The following is a 14733-nucleotide window of genomic DNA, read 5'->3' on the forward strand; positions in this document are numbered from 1 at the left end:
GATTGGTCGAAGAATTCCTCGGATTCACTAGGCGGCAGCAAGCAGCTTCACCTCGTCCGCTAAGCGAGTTTTTGGAAGGCATTCTTCCACTACGTCGTATTCAGCTGCTAGCCGCATTATTCGCAAGCGATCAATGATGATGCATTCTCGAAGGTACCTCTTTCGTTGCCACTCCTGCTTGCTTCCTTCTGCTTTAACTAGGTCTTGAGGCATAAAATAGTATGAAGCCCAAGGATGATGGGTTCGTAAATAGGGCATAGCCGCCGGAGTTGGTTCAAGGCTTTTCATCGACCATTCTTCGGCAGTGCAACCGCATTGCGCGAACGAAATAGGAATCCCGATGCGTGAGTCATTTCCAAGGGGATGCCAGGCCACAATATCGAGACCTCCATCCCCATGATCACCCGCTTTGAAGTCGCTTCCCTTTAATTGAAGCGTTGTCCTCACGTCCTTCGCTAATTTGCGAAGCCGATTAGCGAGCAGGCCGGTATATCTTTTTGCACTTTTTGCGCCAAACCTATGGACTTGCCACCCCGCTGGCATCAAGCATTCAAAAATTCGCTTGCACAGCTCCTCGAAGGGCTCTGTAATTTCGTCCCATCTGGTTTGAGGCACGAGCCGTAGCGACGAAGAGAGAAGAAGCTGCAGATAAAGCTGACGAGAAACGGAAGAAGAATCCCTAAGCTTTAATTCCCTACAGTCGGCACTTAACTCAAACGGATAGGCATCGCCAAAAATTTCGGCGCGATAAGCAAGGTTCTTGAATAGGTCGGCAGATCGCGTCTCGTAACGGTCAACGCGGGGCAAGCTAACTGAAGTGATGCCCGCTACTTCGTCAGAGTCTTCAGAAGCTTCGTCATCCGATTCGGCTTCAACGTGGGGAACTTCTCCTAGTTCAACTGAGGGCTCATCAGCTTCGCTGCCCATGTCTTCATCTTCTGCAAGCTCAACGGTTTCAGACAACAGCTCTTCCAAGTTGTCGCGCGAGAATCGATTGTCCGCATGAGACAGACACCTAAGCTCAATGTAATCACACCACAAATAAGTATCGGAGGACTTGGGGCGATTCTCCAAGTTTTGGAGAATCGGCTTCTTCTCTTTAGGCTTATGAACTTTCTTCTTTATTGCAGCTTTTTTTGTTGGCACGGCCGTGGCGCCGGCTGACTTAGGCATTTTTCCCTCGTGCACCGGAATGCTTTGACATCTTGTCGCGTGTGGTCCGTCGTTTTAGTGCGTTCAGAATGGCGGCGTGAAGTGTTGCGGCAGTCGCCTCTATCTCTTCTGCTTGATCTTCATGTGCCCGGTTCATGTCTGGTACTTTGGGTACGAGGGAAAGAGCTCTTGCAAGACGTCTTTGTAATACCGATAGAGATTCGGTAAGAGCCTCGGCTGGGCCTTTGCTAAGTTCGAAAGCCTCATCGAGCAATCCGTTACGGTTAAGTTCAACAACCGCTGTTTCCGATGTAACGATCGCTGCTAATTTTTTTAAATTTCTTGATTCACCGACAATACTTTTCTGATTACTTCGAGCTAAAAAGAGCCATTTAAATAGCATGTTTAAACGATCTTCTTTAAGCTTCGATATTTCGGCGGCATTTCTTGATTCAATCCCAAGAAAATCCACAATAGCGGAATAGCTGAGTGCCGTTGAGAGAACTGAGAAATCAATGTCGTCCGGCGAGAGCCCTAATTTGTAGAAGTTTTTCGACTCGGCCCTGTCATAGAGCGCTAGCGAGGTAAGCATCTGCCCCATATAAGGGCCTTTGCTCCCCGTATCTCTCGCTAAGATTTTTAGTCCTTCATCTCTTGGTAGATCTTTGTATTTTTCATAAAGTCTTTCGAGGTACCGCGCCTTTTGGAGTGCGCTCCATGCCTTTATGCCGGTGATATGCCGAAATCCCAAATAGCGAACTATTTGATCTTCTTTCTCGAAAACTAAGCATTGCACTTTGGACGGTTGGTAATTCGCGTTCTCGCAGGCGCGTTCAATTGATGTGCGCCCTTCGGGAACATCAAGCTCCCCAGTCAGCAGCTTTAACGCCGCTAGTCGGCGATTACCCTCTACTACTGTGTATCTTTTTTTGTTCTGTACAACGAGGAGAGGTTCGCCGGGAAAAAATCCTTGACCACCAATAGATTCAACTATTTCTAGGAGGCGTTCATCCCTGACAAACCGTTCTAGAAGGGCATCTACCGGCCCCTTCGCGATATCTGTGGGGAAGCGAGGGTTTTTGGTGTCGAAGTCCAGTTTGTTGACTTCAAGTTGCTGGCTCAACGGTTCTGGATCTGTTTTGCGAGTAGCCATAGCACCCCTAATCGAGCAAAAATGAAAAATGCGCTTTCTATCCCAGAATTAACACGTGGTGGGTTCGGTGATAGCGAGCGTTACAAGCCAATAGTATCAAGATGGACAAACTGAGTCTGGTGAGTACTGGTTATGGACAAACTATCTCCCGCAAAACGTTCCCAGCTAATGAGCCGGATACGCAGCAAAGATACTCGGCCAGAACTGCTGGTGCGCTCGTTACTACACAAACTTGGATACAGGTTTCGACTGCATCGACGAGATCTTCCAGGGCGACCTGACATCGTATTGCCGCGGCACAAGAAAATTATCCTCATTCATGGATGCTTTTGGCATGGGCACAATTGCGATATCGCTTCGTTCCCAAAATCTAATCAATCGTATTGGAACAAGAAGATAACCGGCAACATTGAGCGCGATGAGCGCAATCGCGAAGCTCTAACGCAACTAGGTTGGAGCGTTTTGGAGATATGGGAGTGTGAAATACGCTCTTCAGAAATGTTGTTGGCTTCAGTGATTAAATTTATGAAATCGGCGAGCTAGCTTCAGCAGGATATGTCTTCGCGTGCATTGTTATCGGATGGTTTCACCCCGTCCTAATCACCGTCACAAACTCCGTCCCACTCTCAGGCAGCCACACCTCCCCGGGCCTGCCCAGGATTTGCCGCACCGCGGCATTGGCGCGGGGCAGGGGGATGGCTTCAAACTTCTCGCTGCCCGGGTCAAAACGCAGCATCGCGTTGTTGCTCCACTCCGAAGCCCAGACGACGTCTTTGTGGTCGACGTAGACCGCATACACATGCGGGTCGGCGCCTGGGGCTTTGTAGGTTTTCCAGCTGTTGGCGCCTGTGCCGAGTGCCGGGTCGTGCATCGAGAGGTTGCCGCTGCTCCATTCCGATACCCAGATGCGGCCCTTGCTGTCTGACCAGACCCTGCGTGCGCCCTGGCGCGGTGTGGGTGGTTCGACGATGCGGGATTCGCCGGTTTTGTGGTCCAAGTGGGCGATGAAGGAGCCGGCCAGGGAGCACCACCAGATTTCGCCTTTTGGTGTGGCGCAGATGCCGTAGGGGCCGCGGCCGCGGGGGGAGTCTTTCACGGTCACGGTGCCGCTGCGCACGTCGACCTTGCCGACGTAGCCGCTCTGGCCGGTGAACCACAGGTTGCCGTCGCCGTCGAAGGCGCAGGTGTTGAGGTTGGCGTAGGGCGTGCCGGCGGGCAGCGGGAATACTTTCACCTGGCGCGAGGGCCAGGCCACGCGGGCAATCGCGTTTTGCCCACCGTCGGTGAGCCAGGCCGCGCCGTCGGGGCCGGCGATGACGCCGTGGGGTGATGAGCCGCCGCCCAAAGCAATCAAATCCGTCTTGCCGCTGCGTGGGTCGAACCAGCCGAGGTGGCCGCTGCGCTGGGCCGAAAACCACACGCCGCCGTCGGGCGCGGGCGCGATGTCGTGGATGCCGGTGGCGGCGCGGGTGTTGAGGGGCCAGGATTGCAGGCGCGATGGTGTTTGCGCGCCCACCAGGCCGGGCAGCAACAGGGCGGCGGCGGGCAAGGCCGCGAGGGCGGTTCGGCGGGTGGGGTGGTGGTCTTGCTGCACAAGCATGGAATGCCTCCTACGCATAGCTTTCTTGTGCATGCGCCGCACGCGGCGAGGGGTCACCGCCCAGGCATTGTGGCGTTTATGGCCGCGGCCATCAACGGGGCTTGTCTCCGCCCACTTTCTTGACGCGGTCCGCGTTGCTGGTGCTGCGGCTGCCTTTGAGGTGCATCTCGACATCGGCCGCCCTGTCGCCGACGGCTTCAATCGCTTCGCGCAACTGCTCGGGGCTGACGTTGAACTTTTTGGCCCAGACCTGGGCGGCGAAGGGGTCCTTGAGTTCGATGAGCTCGGGCTCTGTGCCGGGCATGGGGCGGGGTGCTGCAAAGCGGGGTGCCATGGCGCTCTCCTGGGCTGGGCTCAGCGGGGCCTGTCTGACGCCGTGGCCGAGGCCGAGGGCCTTGCCCGGCCCGGCGCGCTGTCAGCGCGGCTGCTGCCCCTGAGGTAGCGTTCGACATTGCTGGCGGTGTCGCCGACGGCGGCGATGGCGCGGCGCAGCTGTTCGGGGCTGACGCCCAGGCGCTCGGTCCAGGTGCCGGTGTCGGAGCGGTCATTGAGGTTGATGCGGTCCGGCTGGACATGGGGGTAATAGGGGATGAAGCTCATGCGGTCGTCTCCTGTCTTCTTTTATCAAATTCAGCTTAGGGCGGCGCCGGCGCGGCTGTTGTAGGCGTTTGCCGTGTTTTGGGATGGGCGGCGGCCTGGGCCGGGGCGGCGAATTTGGGCTTCCGGTGGGGGATTTTGGCTGCGCCGCCGTCCTACAAAAGGGGTTTACAGCGCCGAATTAGACTTGCGGGTAATGAAGAACCCCTTCCAGACCCCATTCATGAGCTCTTTAGGCCTCCGCATCCGCGCATTCGCGGCCACCATTCCCGGCCGGCTGGCCGCCTTGCGCCACCCCACCTGGCGCGGTGTGGGCCTGGGGCTGGCGGCGATTCCGGTCACCTTGCTGCTGTACATCGTGATCCTGATCCCCTTCACGCCCAGCATCAGCGACCTGCTCAAGGCCAAGACGGCCAAGCCTTCGGTGCTGATGTCGGTGGATGGCAAGGAGCTGGCGAGCTTCCAGCGCGCCAACCGCGACTGGGTCAAGCTGGACGCGATTTCACCGAATGTGGTGGCGGCGCTGATCGCGACGGAGGACCATCGCTTTTACGACCACCACGGCATGGACTTCCGGCGCACGGTGTCGTCGGTGCTGCTGACGCTCACTGGCCGCAAGCAAGGCGGCTCGACGCTCACGCAGCAGCTGGCGCGCAATATGTACCCGGAGGAGATTGGCCGCTCGGCGACGCTGACGCGCAAGCTCAAGGAGGCGATCACGGCCTTCAAGATCGAGGCGGTCTACAGCAAGGACGAGATCCTGGAGAGCTACCTCAACACCGTGCCCTTTCTGTACAACGCCTACGGCATCGAGATGGCGGCGCGCACCTATTTCGACAAGTCGGCCAGCGAGCTGGACGTGCTGCAAAGCGCCACGCTGGTGGGCATGCTCAAGGGCGCGAGTTATTACAACCCGGTGTCCAGCCCTGAGCGCGCGCTGCAGCGCCGCAACACCGTGCTGATGCAGATGGTCAAGCACCACAAGCTGCCGGAAGACAAGGTCGCGGCGCTCAAGAAGAAGCCGCTGAAGATCGACTTCGAGCGGCTGGACCCGGAGTTCGGCGAGATGCCGCACCTGGCGCAGCAGCTGCGGCGCTGGCTGATCGAGTGGGCCGACCGCAACGACTACAACATCTATGCCGACGGCCTGGTGGTGCACACCACCATCGACTCGCGCCTGCAGGCCATGGCCAACAAGGCGCTGGTGGCGCAGGGCGACCGGCTTCAGAAAATCGTGGCGGGGGACTGGCGCTTCAATTCAGGCTGGAAGGCCAAGAGCGGCGCGCAGCGCGAGCTGGCCTTGGCCTTTGTGCGCGACACCCCGGAGTACAAGGCCGCGCGCACTGCGGGGCAGACGGACGAGCAGGCGCTCAAGGTTTTGCTGGCGAATGCCGACTTCATGCAGGCGCTGAAGGACGACAAGACGCGGCTGCAGGCCGGCTTTATGGCGATGGACCCGAGCAACGGCCAGGTGCGGGCCTGGGTCGGCAGCCGGGATTTTGCGGACGACCAGTTCGACCACGTGCAGCAGGCGCGCCGCCAGCCGGGCTCGACCTTCAAGCCTTTTGTGTACGGCGCGGCCTTTGAGGAGGGCGCGCGGCAGACCGACGGGTTTATCGACGGCGTGGTGGAAATCCCGCTGGGCAACGGCGCCTTCTGGCGGCCCACCGACGGCGGCGGGCCCAGCGGCGAGTTCATGAGCCTGCGCCAGGGTTTGATGTTCTCCAAGAACACCATCACCGCGCAGGTGATGCAGGTAGTGGGCCCGGCGCACGTGGCCAAGCTGGCAAAGGCCATGGGCGTGCGGCAAAGCAAGCTGGAAGAAGTGCCGTCGCTGGCGCTGGGCACCAGCCCGGTGACGCTCAAGGAAATGGTCTCGGCCTACGGCACGCTGGCCAATGACGGCCGCTACATCGAGCCCATCATCGTCATGCGGGTGGAAGACCGCAACGGCAAGGTGCTGGAAGAGTTCCAGCCCAAGCTGCCGGAGACGGTGATGGCGGCCACGGTGGCGCAGACGCTGCTGGACGTGATGCGCGGCGTGATCGACCAGGGTACGGGCGCGGCGATACGCAGCCGCTACGGCCTGCGCGCCGACTTCGCCGGCAAGACCGGCACCACGCAGGGCAACACCGACGGCTGGTTCGTGATGATGCACCCGCAGCTGGTGGCCGGCGCTTGGGTCGGCTTTAACGACAACCGCGTGACCATGGGCGACAGCTGGGGACAGGGCGCGCGCAGCGCGCTGCCCATCGTGGGCGAATTTTTCCAGCAGGCGATCAAGGCCAAGGTGGTGGATGCGGAGATGCGCTTTCCCGCGCCGCAGGGCGGCGGCGTGACGGACGTGGAACAGCAGCGCATCGAAGCCCTGCTCAACGGCGCCGAGCCGCCGCAGGAAGGCCAGCCAGGCGTACTGCCGGCGGGCGTGGGCATGGCGGGTGCGGCCCCAACCGCGGAAGGCGGSGCGCCGCGCTGGCAGCCGGCGCCGGTGATCAAGTACGTGACGATCCAGGTGCCGGCTGAAAGCACGCCGCCGGCCGTGCAGGGTGGGGATTCGGGTGGCACGTCCCCCGGTGTTGTGTTGCAGCCGCCTACGCCTGTGCCTGTAGAAAAACTGCAGGTGTTTCCGGGTGTAGTTGTCGGCGCGCCCATAGCGCCCCGGTAATTCTTGCTCCCTCTCCCTCTGGGAGAGGGCAGGGGTGAGGGCTCGCGGCCTGTGCATGAAGCCGTGGGCCATTGATCCGCCGCTGGCCCTCACCCCAACCCTCTCCCAGGGGGAGAGGGGGTAATACCGGCCTCAGCGCTTTTTAGCCGTGCGCCGCTTCTTGGCGGTAGCCGGCCCGGCCGTATTCACAAAACTCGCATTCCCCAAACCCGTGCCCACGGTCAGCACGGCCCAGCGTTTGACGCCCTGCATAAAGGGCAGCTCTGACAAGCCCTGCACCACCGCGTCGTTGTGCAGCCGCACCTGCATGTCATGGCCGCCGAGTTTCGGCAGGCTTTCGCAGAGATGCTGCGCGAGGTTGAAGCGCGGGCTTTCCCAGTTGCCGGGCAGGTTTTGCGCGCCGGAGGAAATGGAGCCGTCTTCGGCAATCATGCCGGGGCAGGCCACGCCGACAAAGGGCGCGAGCTTGAGGCCCTTGGCCTCGGCCTGCTTGATGAGTTTTTTGAGCATGGCGGCGATGCCTTGCACCAGGTCTTCGCGGCGGGTGGCGTCGGCATCGCCGGCATGGCCCCATTTGCGCAAGCCGCTGACCCTGACGTCGGTGAGGTCGGGCATCTTCTTTGCGCGCGGCCGCACGATGCCGCAGCGCACATTGGTGCCGCCGATGTCGACGGCCAGGAAGCCGTCGTAGCCGGACAGCACTTCGGGCGGCGCCAGGTGCACCCAGCCCATGAGGCCGCCTTCGTCGGGGTGGTGGCGCAAGGTCATCAGGTGCACACGGCTACCGCGCTGGTAGAGCAGCTCGGCAGTGCGGTCTATGGCGAGCTCGCCGACCAGGCTTTGCCGGAAGCCGCCGCCGACCACGATGCGCCGCACGCCCTGCCATGACGCATGGGTGAGGAAGCGCCGCACCACGCGGGCCAGTTGCCAGGCGTAGTCTTCCGAGGCGGCGGAGATGATGGCCGCGGCCTTGCCGTTGCGCCTGAGCAGCTCGTCGAGCCGCTTCTTGCCGATCTCGGCCGTGGGCTTGCGGCCCAGCGGGTCCAGCCCGCTGATGCGGCGGTAGAGCTTGCGCCAGGTGTCGAGCATCTCGCTGTAGGCCTTGCGGCTGACGCTGTCGCCGGCAAAGCCTTCGCCGTCGTGCAACTGCAGGCTGTAACCCTGGATGGTGACGGCGGGCCGGCGCAGGCCGCCGTGCGTGAGTTCGTCGGGCAGGGAGGCCGTGGAAGCTGCGGCTTTGCGGATGGTTTTGCGGGCCATGGCCCCATGATGGGCGCCGGCCGGAAGGCGTGCCAGCGGCGAAGGCGCTACGACCCCGTCAGCCAATGCCTTGCGGCGCGCACGGCAAATCGGCCGGTGGAAACCGGCCGATCTGGGATTGCGCGAAGGCGCGAAAGTTGAAGGTCCCTGGAGGACCTCTATTCATCAAGGCTTGAGAGGATCGCGCTCCAGGTCTTTTTTCACTTCCTTGTTCAGGTCCTTGATGTTTTCCTTCACGTCGCCGGCGGCTTTCTGGGCCTTGCCTTCGAATTCACGGGCGTGGCCCTTGGCCTGCTGCTCGGTGCTGCCGACCATCTTGCCGGTGTGCTCCTGCACTTCACCGGCGACTTCCTTGATCTTGCCTTTGACCTGGTCCTTGTTCATGGGAATACCTTTCAGGGGTTGGAGGGATATGGACTTTCCATGGGACTTTCCATGCCTTCACTGGTGATGAAAGGGTCATGAAAAATTCCATGGCTTCACCTTAGGCCCCACCCAAATCGGTGCGCGCAGGGAGGGGGCGCGCATGGGTGTGGGTTGCCGCCTACAACTTGCCGCCCCGGCTTCAATTTCGTGCGTAGGGAGATGTCTTTTGATGTGACAAGCCGTGCCGCTGAGGGGTAGACTGGTTTGAATGCGACATTGTGCAAGTGCTGCAAGCGGCGGAAACATCCGGGCGCTGTTCATCGCCATGGCGCCTGGAGTCAGCAACATCGAAGACTTGTCATCATGAAACAGAACTTTTTTTTCTGGGGCTTGCTGGGAGGCGCCTCCATGCTGCACGCGCAGTCCGCGTGGTTCACGGTGCTGGGCGACCCGCAGGACCCCCTGGTCAACACCATCGAGGTGGATCCCATCCCGGTGTCGGTACAGGGCGAGGTGCGCACGATGAAGATACGCGTGAGCCGCTCCAAGCCGCGCACCAGCTGGGACGGCGTGCCCTACCGCTCCTACACCTCGACCGTGCAGTTCGACTGCGCGCAAAAAAACGCGCGCTACCTTTCGCTGGATTTTTACCAGCAGCCGCTGTGGCAGGGCGAGTCGCACAAGACCTCGACCTACCCCGAGGGCGTGGTCAGGCGAATGGAGTTTGTCGACGTGACACCCAACCCGACGCAGCGGCTGGTCCGCGCGGCCTGCCGGAACACAGATACGCCCAAGACATAGCTGCCCTTGTGCCTTCGCGAGGGCGGCGCTACGATGAAGAGACCGCCGCGTTGGGAGTGGCGGCAACCTCAGAAGAAAGGCTTCTCCTCATGCCGCAACTCATCGCATCGGTCGAAGGCGTCGAAATCAAGCATGTCTACCTGAAGAGCGACCGCACCACGCTGGGCCGCAGGCCGTACAACGACATCGTGTTCGACAACCTGGTGGTCAGCGGCGAGCACTGCGTGTTTGAGCTCAAGGGCATCGCCGACGTCTACCTGCGCGACCTGGGCAGCACCAACGGCACCTACCTGAACGGCCATATGGTCAAGGCGCGCGAGCTGCTGCACGACAACGACATCATCAACATCGGCAACTTCAGGATCCAGTACCTGGCGACCTCCGAGCATGAGGCGCAGGCCGAAAGCCAGGAAACCACGGCGATGTCGCTCGATGCGATAGGGCTGCCGGGCACCACAGGCGCGCTGCAGGCCAGCCTCAAGGTGCTGTCGGGCTCATCGGCGGGCCTGGAAATGGCGGTGGTCAAGGCGGTCACCACCTTCGGCCAGCCGGGCGTGGCGGTGGTGTCGATCTCGCACCGGCGCGACGGCTACTACGTGGCCCACATGGACGGCGAGACGCCGTCGACGCTCAACGGCAAGCCTATAAGTGCCAAGGCGACGCCGCTGGCGCACAACGATGTGCTGAACCTGGCGGGGACCGAGATGGAGTTCCTGCTTAAAGGGGCTTAGCCGAAGCCCTAAACAATCGAACTGCTGGGATTGGTGCTCGAGTAGCGGATGCGGTCGCGCCGCGGCTCTTCACCGGCCAGGCGCAGGGCGAAGGCGCGGGCCAGCGACTGCAGCTTGAGGGTGGACTTCAGGTGCAGCGGCGTCATGCCGGTTTTGGTGAGGTCCGAGGCATTGCTGGACACGCGCGAGAGCTGGGGCTGCTCGAGCCTGGCGGGGGCGGCGCGGCGGGCGCGTTCGGCGGTCGCCAGCTTGCCGGCTTCACTGATGGCGGCGCCCAGGAATTTCTCGCGCAGCAGCGCGGCGCTGGGCCGGCGCTGGCTTTCGATGATCCAGTAGGGGATGCCGGCGCGGGCCAGCAGCTCGCGCTTGAAGGCATGGTTGCGGCCGGTCACCTCGCCGCGGCCCAGCACGTCGATGCAGCCCAGCACCGTGCCTTTCTGGTCGGCCAGCGCACAGGAAAAATTCACGGTGCCCAGCAGCGCCTGCCAGTGGGCGTCGCCGCCGCGCTGGTTGGGTTCGATAAAACCGGTGAAGGGGATTTTGGGCAGGATGCGGTGCTCGGGAAAGACTTCTTCGAGCCAGCGCCAGACCTGGAGTTCGTCGCGGCTGGTCAGGGGTTTGGCGCGCAGGGCATGGTTGCGCGCGACCTTTTTGCGGTTGGCCACCACATGGGACAGCCAGCGTTCATAACCGAGGGCGCCTAGGGCCACACTGCCGACAAAGATGAAAAATCCGATCAGAAAACTGCTGCCTGTCATTGTTCGCGTCCCGAGTCGCCCGAAGTTGTTATCGTCCTGAGAGGGGGCGTAGCTGCTGATCCCTGCCCGTGTTTATAAGGTACATTCTGCGGTTTTCGTGAACTAGTTCACAAATTTTTGCGAACGGTCGTTCTAAAACTACAGCGATGCCGGCCGGCCGGATACGTCCTTGGTTCTCATTTCCTGGTTCTCCCTTCCCAATGAAACAAACTCCCACAGGCGGCCTGGTCTATTCCACCGAGGCCGGAAGAATGTGCCCCGGCTGCCGCCGGCCGTTGGCGGCCTGCGCCTGCAAGCAGGCGGCGGCCGCGGCGGGCGGCCCGGTGCGCGTAAGCCGCGAAAGCAAGGGCCGGGGCGGCAAGACCGTGACGGTGGTCAAGGGCCTGCCGCTGGACGCCATGGCGCTGGCGCTGCTGGGCAGGCAGCTGCGCGCCGCCTGCGGCTCGGGCGGCACGGCCAAGGACGGCGTGATCGAAGTGCAGGGCGACCATTGCGAGCGCGTGATGGCGGAACTGCAGAAACAGGGCTACGCGCCCAAGCGGGCCGGCGGCTAGGCTTATATATATGAACCCCGACGACCTGCTCCTGCTGGTGACCCGCGAAATGCCTTTCGGCAAACACAAGGGCACGCTGATCGCCGACTTGCCGGGCAATTACCTGAACTGGTTTGCCCGTGAAGGCTTCCCCAAAGGGGAAATCGGCCGCCTGCTGGCGCTGATGCAGGAAATCGACCACAACGGCCTCAAGCCCTTGCTGGATCCGCTGCGACGTAAATAAAACCAGGGTTCTCCTGCATTTGCAGTATTGCCGCGGCGGGTGTTCCTGCGCAGAATCCTTGCACCCGCGTTGGCCGGCATAGGGCTGCACACCGGGCGTACTGTTCGCACGAGGTGATCCGCATGGCTTACGAACTGCCCCTGGAAACCAGGGCCAGGAAAATGATGGCGAAGTTCCGCACCCAGGAATGGCTGGGCTTCGCCGCGGGGTTCCTGATTTTTGCCGCCGCCGACCTGCTGCGCGCCTGGCTGGCGCCGCAGCTTCCCGCATGGATGGTGCGCGGCTGGTTCTTTCCCATCATCGCGCTGGCCTCGGTGGCCGCGATCTACCTGTCGGTGTCCATGCACAAGGCGCTCAAGAAGCACAGCGCGGTCGACCCGCAGCGGCGCCGCGAGATGTGCCTGCTGTTCCTGCTGGGCTCGCAGGACCAGCAGGGCCTGAGGCTCATGAATCGCTTTGCCATGGCGGCGAATATGCATGCGCTGAGTTTTGGGATGGCGCTGGGGTTACTGCTGTTTAGCCTCGCGCGCGTCTAGAGCCACTCAAAAACCCTCCTGGCGTTGTTGCGCCGCCTTGCCGCACTGGTGTGCTGTCTGCGGCGACGCGCCTAGCCAGGACCGCTTCGCTGGGTTTTGTGAGCAGCTCTCTTACTTCCTCCCTTAAAGGGTCGCAGCCAGACGCGTCCCCTGATCGATCGCCCGCTTGGCGTCAAGTTCACCCGCCTCGTGCGCGCCACCTATCAAATGCGTCTTCACGCCGGCCGCGCGCAGCGGCTCCAGCAGTTCGCGCAGCGGCTCCTGGCCGGCGCACAGCACGATGTTGTCGATGGCGAGCACGGTGCCGTCCAGGCGCTTTTCGCCGAAGGTGATGAACAGGCCCAGGTCTGGACCCTGTTCGCCTATGCGTTCGTAGTTGACGCCCGAGAGCATCTCGACGTTTTTCATTTTCAGCGCGGCGCGGTGTATCCAGCCGGTGGTCTTGCCCAGGCCGGCGCCCAGCTTCCCGGGCTTGCGCTGCAGCAGCGTGACCTGGCGCGCGGGCGGTGTGGCCTGCGGGCGCACCACGCCGCCGCGCACCTCGCCCGGGTCGGCCACGCCCCATTCGGCCAGCCAGGCGGGGAGGTCGAGCGCGGTGGAATGGCCGGTGGGCGTGACCAGGAATTCGGCGACGTCAAAGCCTATGCCGCCCGCGCCTATGAGGGCCACGCGCTCGCCCACGGGCTGGCGGCCCAGCAGCACGTCGATGTAGCTGAGCACCTTGGGATGGTCCTGTCCGGGAATGCGCGGGTTGCGCGGTGTGACGCCGGTGGCGAGTATGACCTCGTCGAACTTGCCCGCGATGAGGTCTTGCGCGCTGACGCGGGTGTTCAGGTGCAGGCGCACGCCGGTGCCGCTGATGCGCTGGCCGAAGTAGCGCAGGGTTTCCTCAAACTCTTCCTTGCCGGGCACGCGCTTGGCCAGGTTGAACTGGCCGCCTATCTTGTCAGCCGCATCGTAAAGGTCGACGCTGTGGCCGCGCAGTGCCAGCGTGGTGGCGGCGGCCAGGCCGGCGGGGCCGGCGCCTATGACGGCGACGCGTTTTTTGGCGCGGGCGATGTTGATGACGAGTTCGGTCTCATGCACGGCGCGGGGGTTGACGAGGCAGCTGGCCAGCTTGGCCTGGAAGGCGTGGTCCAGACAGGCCTGGTTGCAGGCGATGCAGGTGTTGATCTCATCGCGCCGGCCCTGGGCCGCCTTGTTGACGAAGTCCGGGTCGGCCAGGAAGGGGCGGGCCATGCTGACCATGTCGGCGCAGCCGTCGGCCAGCACCTGCTCGGCGACTTCGGGCATGTTCAGGCGGTTGCTGGTGACCACGGGAATCGTGAGGCCGGCCGCGCGCAGGTCGGTGCGCAGCTTTTTGGTGACCCAGGTGAAGGCGCCGCGCGGCACCGAGGTGGCAATCGTCGGCACGCGGGCCTCGTGCCAGCCTATGCCGCTGTTGATCAGGGTGGCGCCGGCGGCTTCTACGGCCTTGGCCAGCAGCACAACTTCTTCCCAGCTGCTGCCGCCGGGGATCAGGTCGATCATCGAGAGGCGGTAGATGATGATGAAGTCGGAGCCGACGGCCTCGCGCGTGCGGCGCACGATCTCCACGGCCAGGCGCATGCGGTTGGCGTAGCTGCCGCCCCAGTCGTCGCTGCGCTGGTTGGTGTGGGTGACCAGGAACTGGTTGATGAAATAACCTTCGCTGCCCATGATCTCGACGCCGTCGTAGCCGGCGTCGCGCGCCAGCATGGCGCAGCGTATGAAGGCGCGGATCTGCCGCTCTATGCCGCCCACGCTGAGTTCGCGCGGCGTGAAGGGCGAGATCGGGCTCTGGATGCGCGAGGGCGCGACGCACAGCGGGTGGTAGCCGTAGCGGCCGGTGTGCAGGATCTGCAGCGCGATCTTGCCGCCTTCGGCATGCACGGCATCCGTGACCTGCYTGTGGCGGCGGGCGGCACCGGAGCTGGCGAGCATGCCGGCGAAGGGTTTGGTCCAGCCGGCGATGTTGGGCGCGAAACCGCCGGTGACCATCAGGCCGACGCCGCCGCGCGCGCGTTCGGCGAAGTAGGCGGCCATGGCGGGAAAGTGCTTGCGCCCGTCTTCCAGGCCGGTGTGCATGCTGCCCATGAGCACGCGGTTCTTGAGGGTGGTGAAGCCCAGGTCCAGCGGGGCCAGCAGGTGGGGATAGGGGGAAGGACCGGAGGGGCCCGACGCGGGGTTGGAAGATGGGGTCGCGGCCAAAAGCGGGTCTCCTGTCAAAACTGCCTGCATCGTAGTCGCAACAGGGGGCGCGACAAAGCCCGCCAGGTACTCTAGGGGACAGTCTCTATGCGGGCTCGGTGCTTACCC

At 62.4% G+C, this 14733-nt stretch carries 16 protein-coding genes; 7 read left to right on the forward strand and 9 right to left on the reverse strand.

Annotated features, from left to right (window positions below; translation table 11 throughout):
• Positions 1–27: 27 nt before the first annotated feature.
• Both AC1D1Y_RS11720 and AC1D1Y_RS11725 read right to left on the reverse strand, forming a co-directional pair.
• Positions 28–1173, reverse strand: a complete 1146-nt coding sequence (locus AC1D1Y_RS11720; protein WP_477682495.1) for a hypothetical protein — start codon at positions 1171–1173, stop codon at positions 28–30.
• Positions 1166–2305: a ParB/RepB/Spo0J family partition protein gene (locus AC1D1Y_RS11725; protein WP_477682496.1), complete on the reverse strand. Its 1140-nt coding sequence runs from the start codon at positions 2303–2305 to the stop codon at positions 1166–1168. Before AC1D1Y_RS11725 ends, AC1D1Y_RS11720 begins: the two co-directional genes overlap by 8 nt.
• Positions 2306–2437: 132 nt before the next feature.
• Between AC1D1Y_RS11725 and AC1D1Y_RS11730 the strand changes: the two genes are divergently transcribed.
• Entirely contained in the window at positions 2438–2848 is a 411-nt protein-coding gene (locus tag AC1D1Y_RS11730) for a very short patch repair endonuclease (RefSeq protein WP_477682497.1), read from the forward strand.
• A gap of 43 nt (positions 2849–2891) precedes the next feature.
• Here AC1D1Y_RS11730 and AC1D1Y_RS11735 read toward each other — a convergent pair whose 3' ends face one another.
• The 3 genes from AC1D1Y_RS11735 to AC1D1Y_RS11745 all read right to left on the reverse strand — a co-directional run bounded on the left by AC1D1Y_RS11735 (position 2892) and on the right by AC1D1Y_RS11745 (position 4505).
• Positions 2892–3905 carry a Vgb family protein gene (locus AC1D1Y_RS11735; RefSeq protein ID WP_477682498.1) on the reverse strand — a complete coding sequence of 338 codons (1014 nt, stop codon included), beginning with the start codon at positions 3903–3905 and terminating at the stop codon, positions 2892–2894.
• A gap of 91 nt (positions 3906–3996) precedes the next feature.
• Complete coding sequence (locus AC1D1Y_RS11740; protein ID WP_477682499.1) at positions 3997–4239, reverse strand: DUF3606 domain-containing protein; 243 nt, start codon at positions 4237–4239, stop codon at positions 3997–3999.
• A 20-nt stretch (positions 4240–4259) separates the two neighbouring features.
• Positions 4260–4505: a DUF3606 domain-containing protein gene (locus AC1D1Y_RS11745; RefSeq protein ID WP_477677262.1), complete on the reverse strand. Its 246-nt coding sequence runs from the start codon at positions 4503–4505 to the stop codon at positions 4260–4262.
• A 220-nt stretch (positions 4506–4725) separates the two neighbouring features.
• Between AC1D1Y_RS11745 and AC1D1Y_RS11750 the strand changes: the two genes are divergently transcribed.
• Positions 4726–7167, forward strand: coding sequence for a penicillin-binding protein 1A (locus tag AC1D1Y_RS11750; protein ID WP_477682500.1), 2442 nt, complete (start codon positions 4726–4728; stop codon positions 7165–7167).
• Between the two features lie 132 nt (positions 7168–7299).
• Here the strand turns inward: AC1D1Y_RS11750 and AC1D1Y_RS11755 are convergent, their stop codons facing one another.
• A complete protein-coding gene (locus tag AC1D1Y_RS11755; protein WP_477682501.1) occupies positions 7300–8427 on the reverse strand; it encodes an ROK family protein in 1128 nt (375 codons plus the stop codon).
• Positions 8428–8592: 165 nt separating this feature from the next.
• Positions 8593–8811 (reverse strand): CsbD family protein, encoded by a 219-nt coding sequence (locus AC1D1Y_RS11760; protein ID WP_477654029.1) that lies wholly within the window; start codon positions 8809–8811, stop codon positions 8593–8595.
• A gap of 345 nt (positions 8812–9156) precedes the next feature.
• Between AC1D1Y_RS11760 and AC1D1Y_RS11765 the strand changes: the two genes are divergently transcribed.
• Together AC1D1Y_RS11765 and AC1D1Y_RS11770 are read left to right on the forward strand one after the other, a co-directional pair.
• Complete coding sequence (locus tag AC1D1Y_RS11765; protein ID WP_477682502.1) at positions 9157–9594, forward strand: surface-adhesin E family protein; 438 nt, start codon at positions 9157–9159, stop codon at positions 9592–9594.
• An 89-nt stretch (positions 9595–9683) separates the two neighbouring features.
• Positions 9684–10325 (forward strand): FHA domain-containing protein, encoded by a 642-nt coding sequence (locus AC1D1Y_RS11770; RefSeq protein WP_477654027.1) that lies wholly within the window; start codon positions 9684–9686, stop codon positions 10323–10325.
• Positions 10326–10333: 8 nt separating this feature from the next.
• Here the strand turns inward: AC1D1Y_RS11770 and AC1D1Y_RS11775 are convergent, their stop codons facing one another.
• Positions 10334–11083: a DUF2726 domain-containing protein gene (locus AC1D1Y_RS11775; RefSeq protein ID WP_477682503.1), complete on the reverse strand. Its 750-nt coding sequence runs from the start codon at positions 11081–11083 to the stop codon at positions 10334–10336.
• Between the two features lie 200 nt (positions 11084–11283).
• On the opposite strand from AC1D1Y_RS11775, the gene AC1D1Y_RS11780 reads away from it, so the two are divergent.
• The 3 genes from AC1D1Y_RS11780 (at position 11284) to AC1D1Y_RS11790 (ending at position 12396) form a co-directional block, all read left to right on the forward strand.
• Positions 11284–11637: a translation initiation factor Sui1 gene (locus AC1D1Y_RS11780; protein ID WP_477682504.1), complete on the forward strand. Its 354-nt coding sequence runs from the start codon at positions 11284–11286 to the stop codon at positions 11635–11637.
• 10 nt (positions 11638–11647) lie between these two features.
• On the forward strand, positions 11648–11860 hold the full coding sequence (locus AC1D1Y_RS11785) for a DUF3820 family protein (RefSeq protein ID WP_436154996.1): 213 nt from the start codon (positions 11648–11650) through the stop codon (positions 11858–11860).
• Between the two features lie 122 nt (positions 11861–11982).
• Positions 11983–12396: a hypothetical protein gene (locus tag AC1D1Y_RS11790; RefSeq protein WP_477654024.1), complete on the forward strand. Its 414-nt coding sequence runs from the start codon at positions 11983–11985 to the stop codon at positions 12394–12396.
• A 123-nt stretch (positions 12397–12519) separates the two neighbouring features.
• Here AC1D1Y_RS11790 and AC1D1Y_RS11795 read toward each other — a convergent pair whose 3' ends face one another.
• Positions 12520–14625, reverse strand: coding sequence for an oxidoreductase (locus AC1D1Y_RS11795; protein ID WP_477682505.1), 2106 nt, complete (start codon positions 14623–14625; stop codon positions 12520–12522).
• Between the last annotated feature and the right edge of the window lie 108 nt (positions 14626–14733).

Source organism: Polaromonas sp. P1_G1 (genome assembly GCF_056405595.1).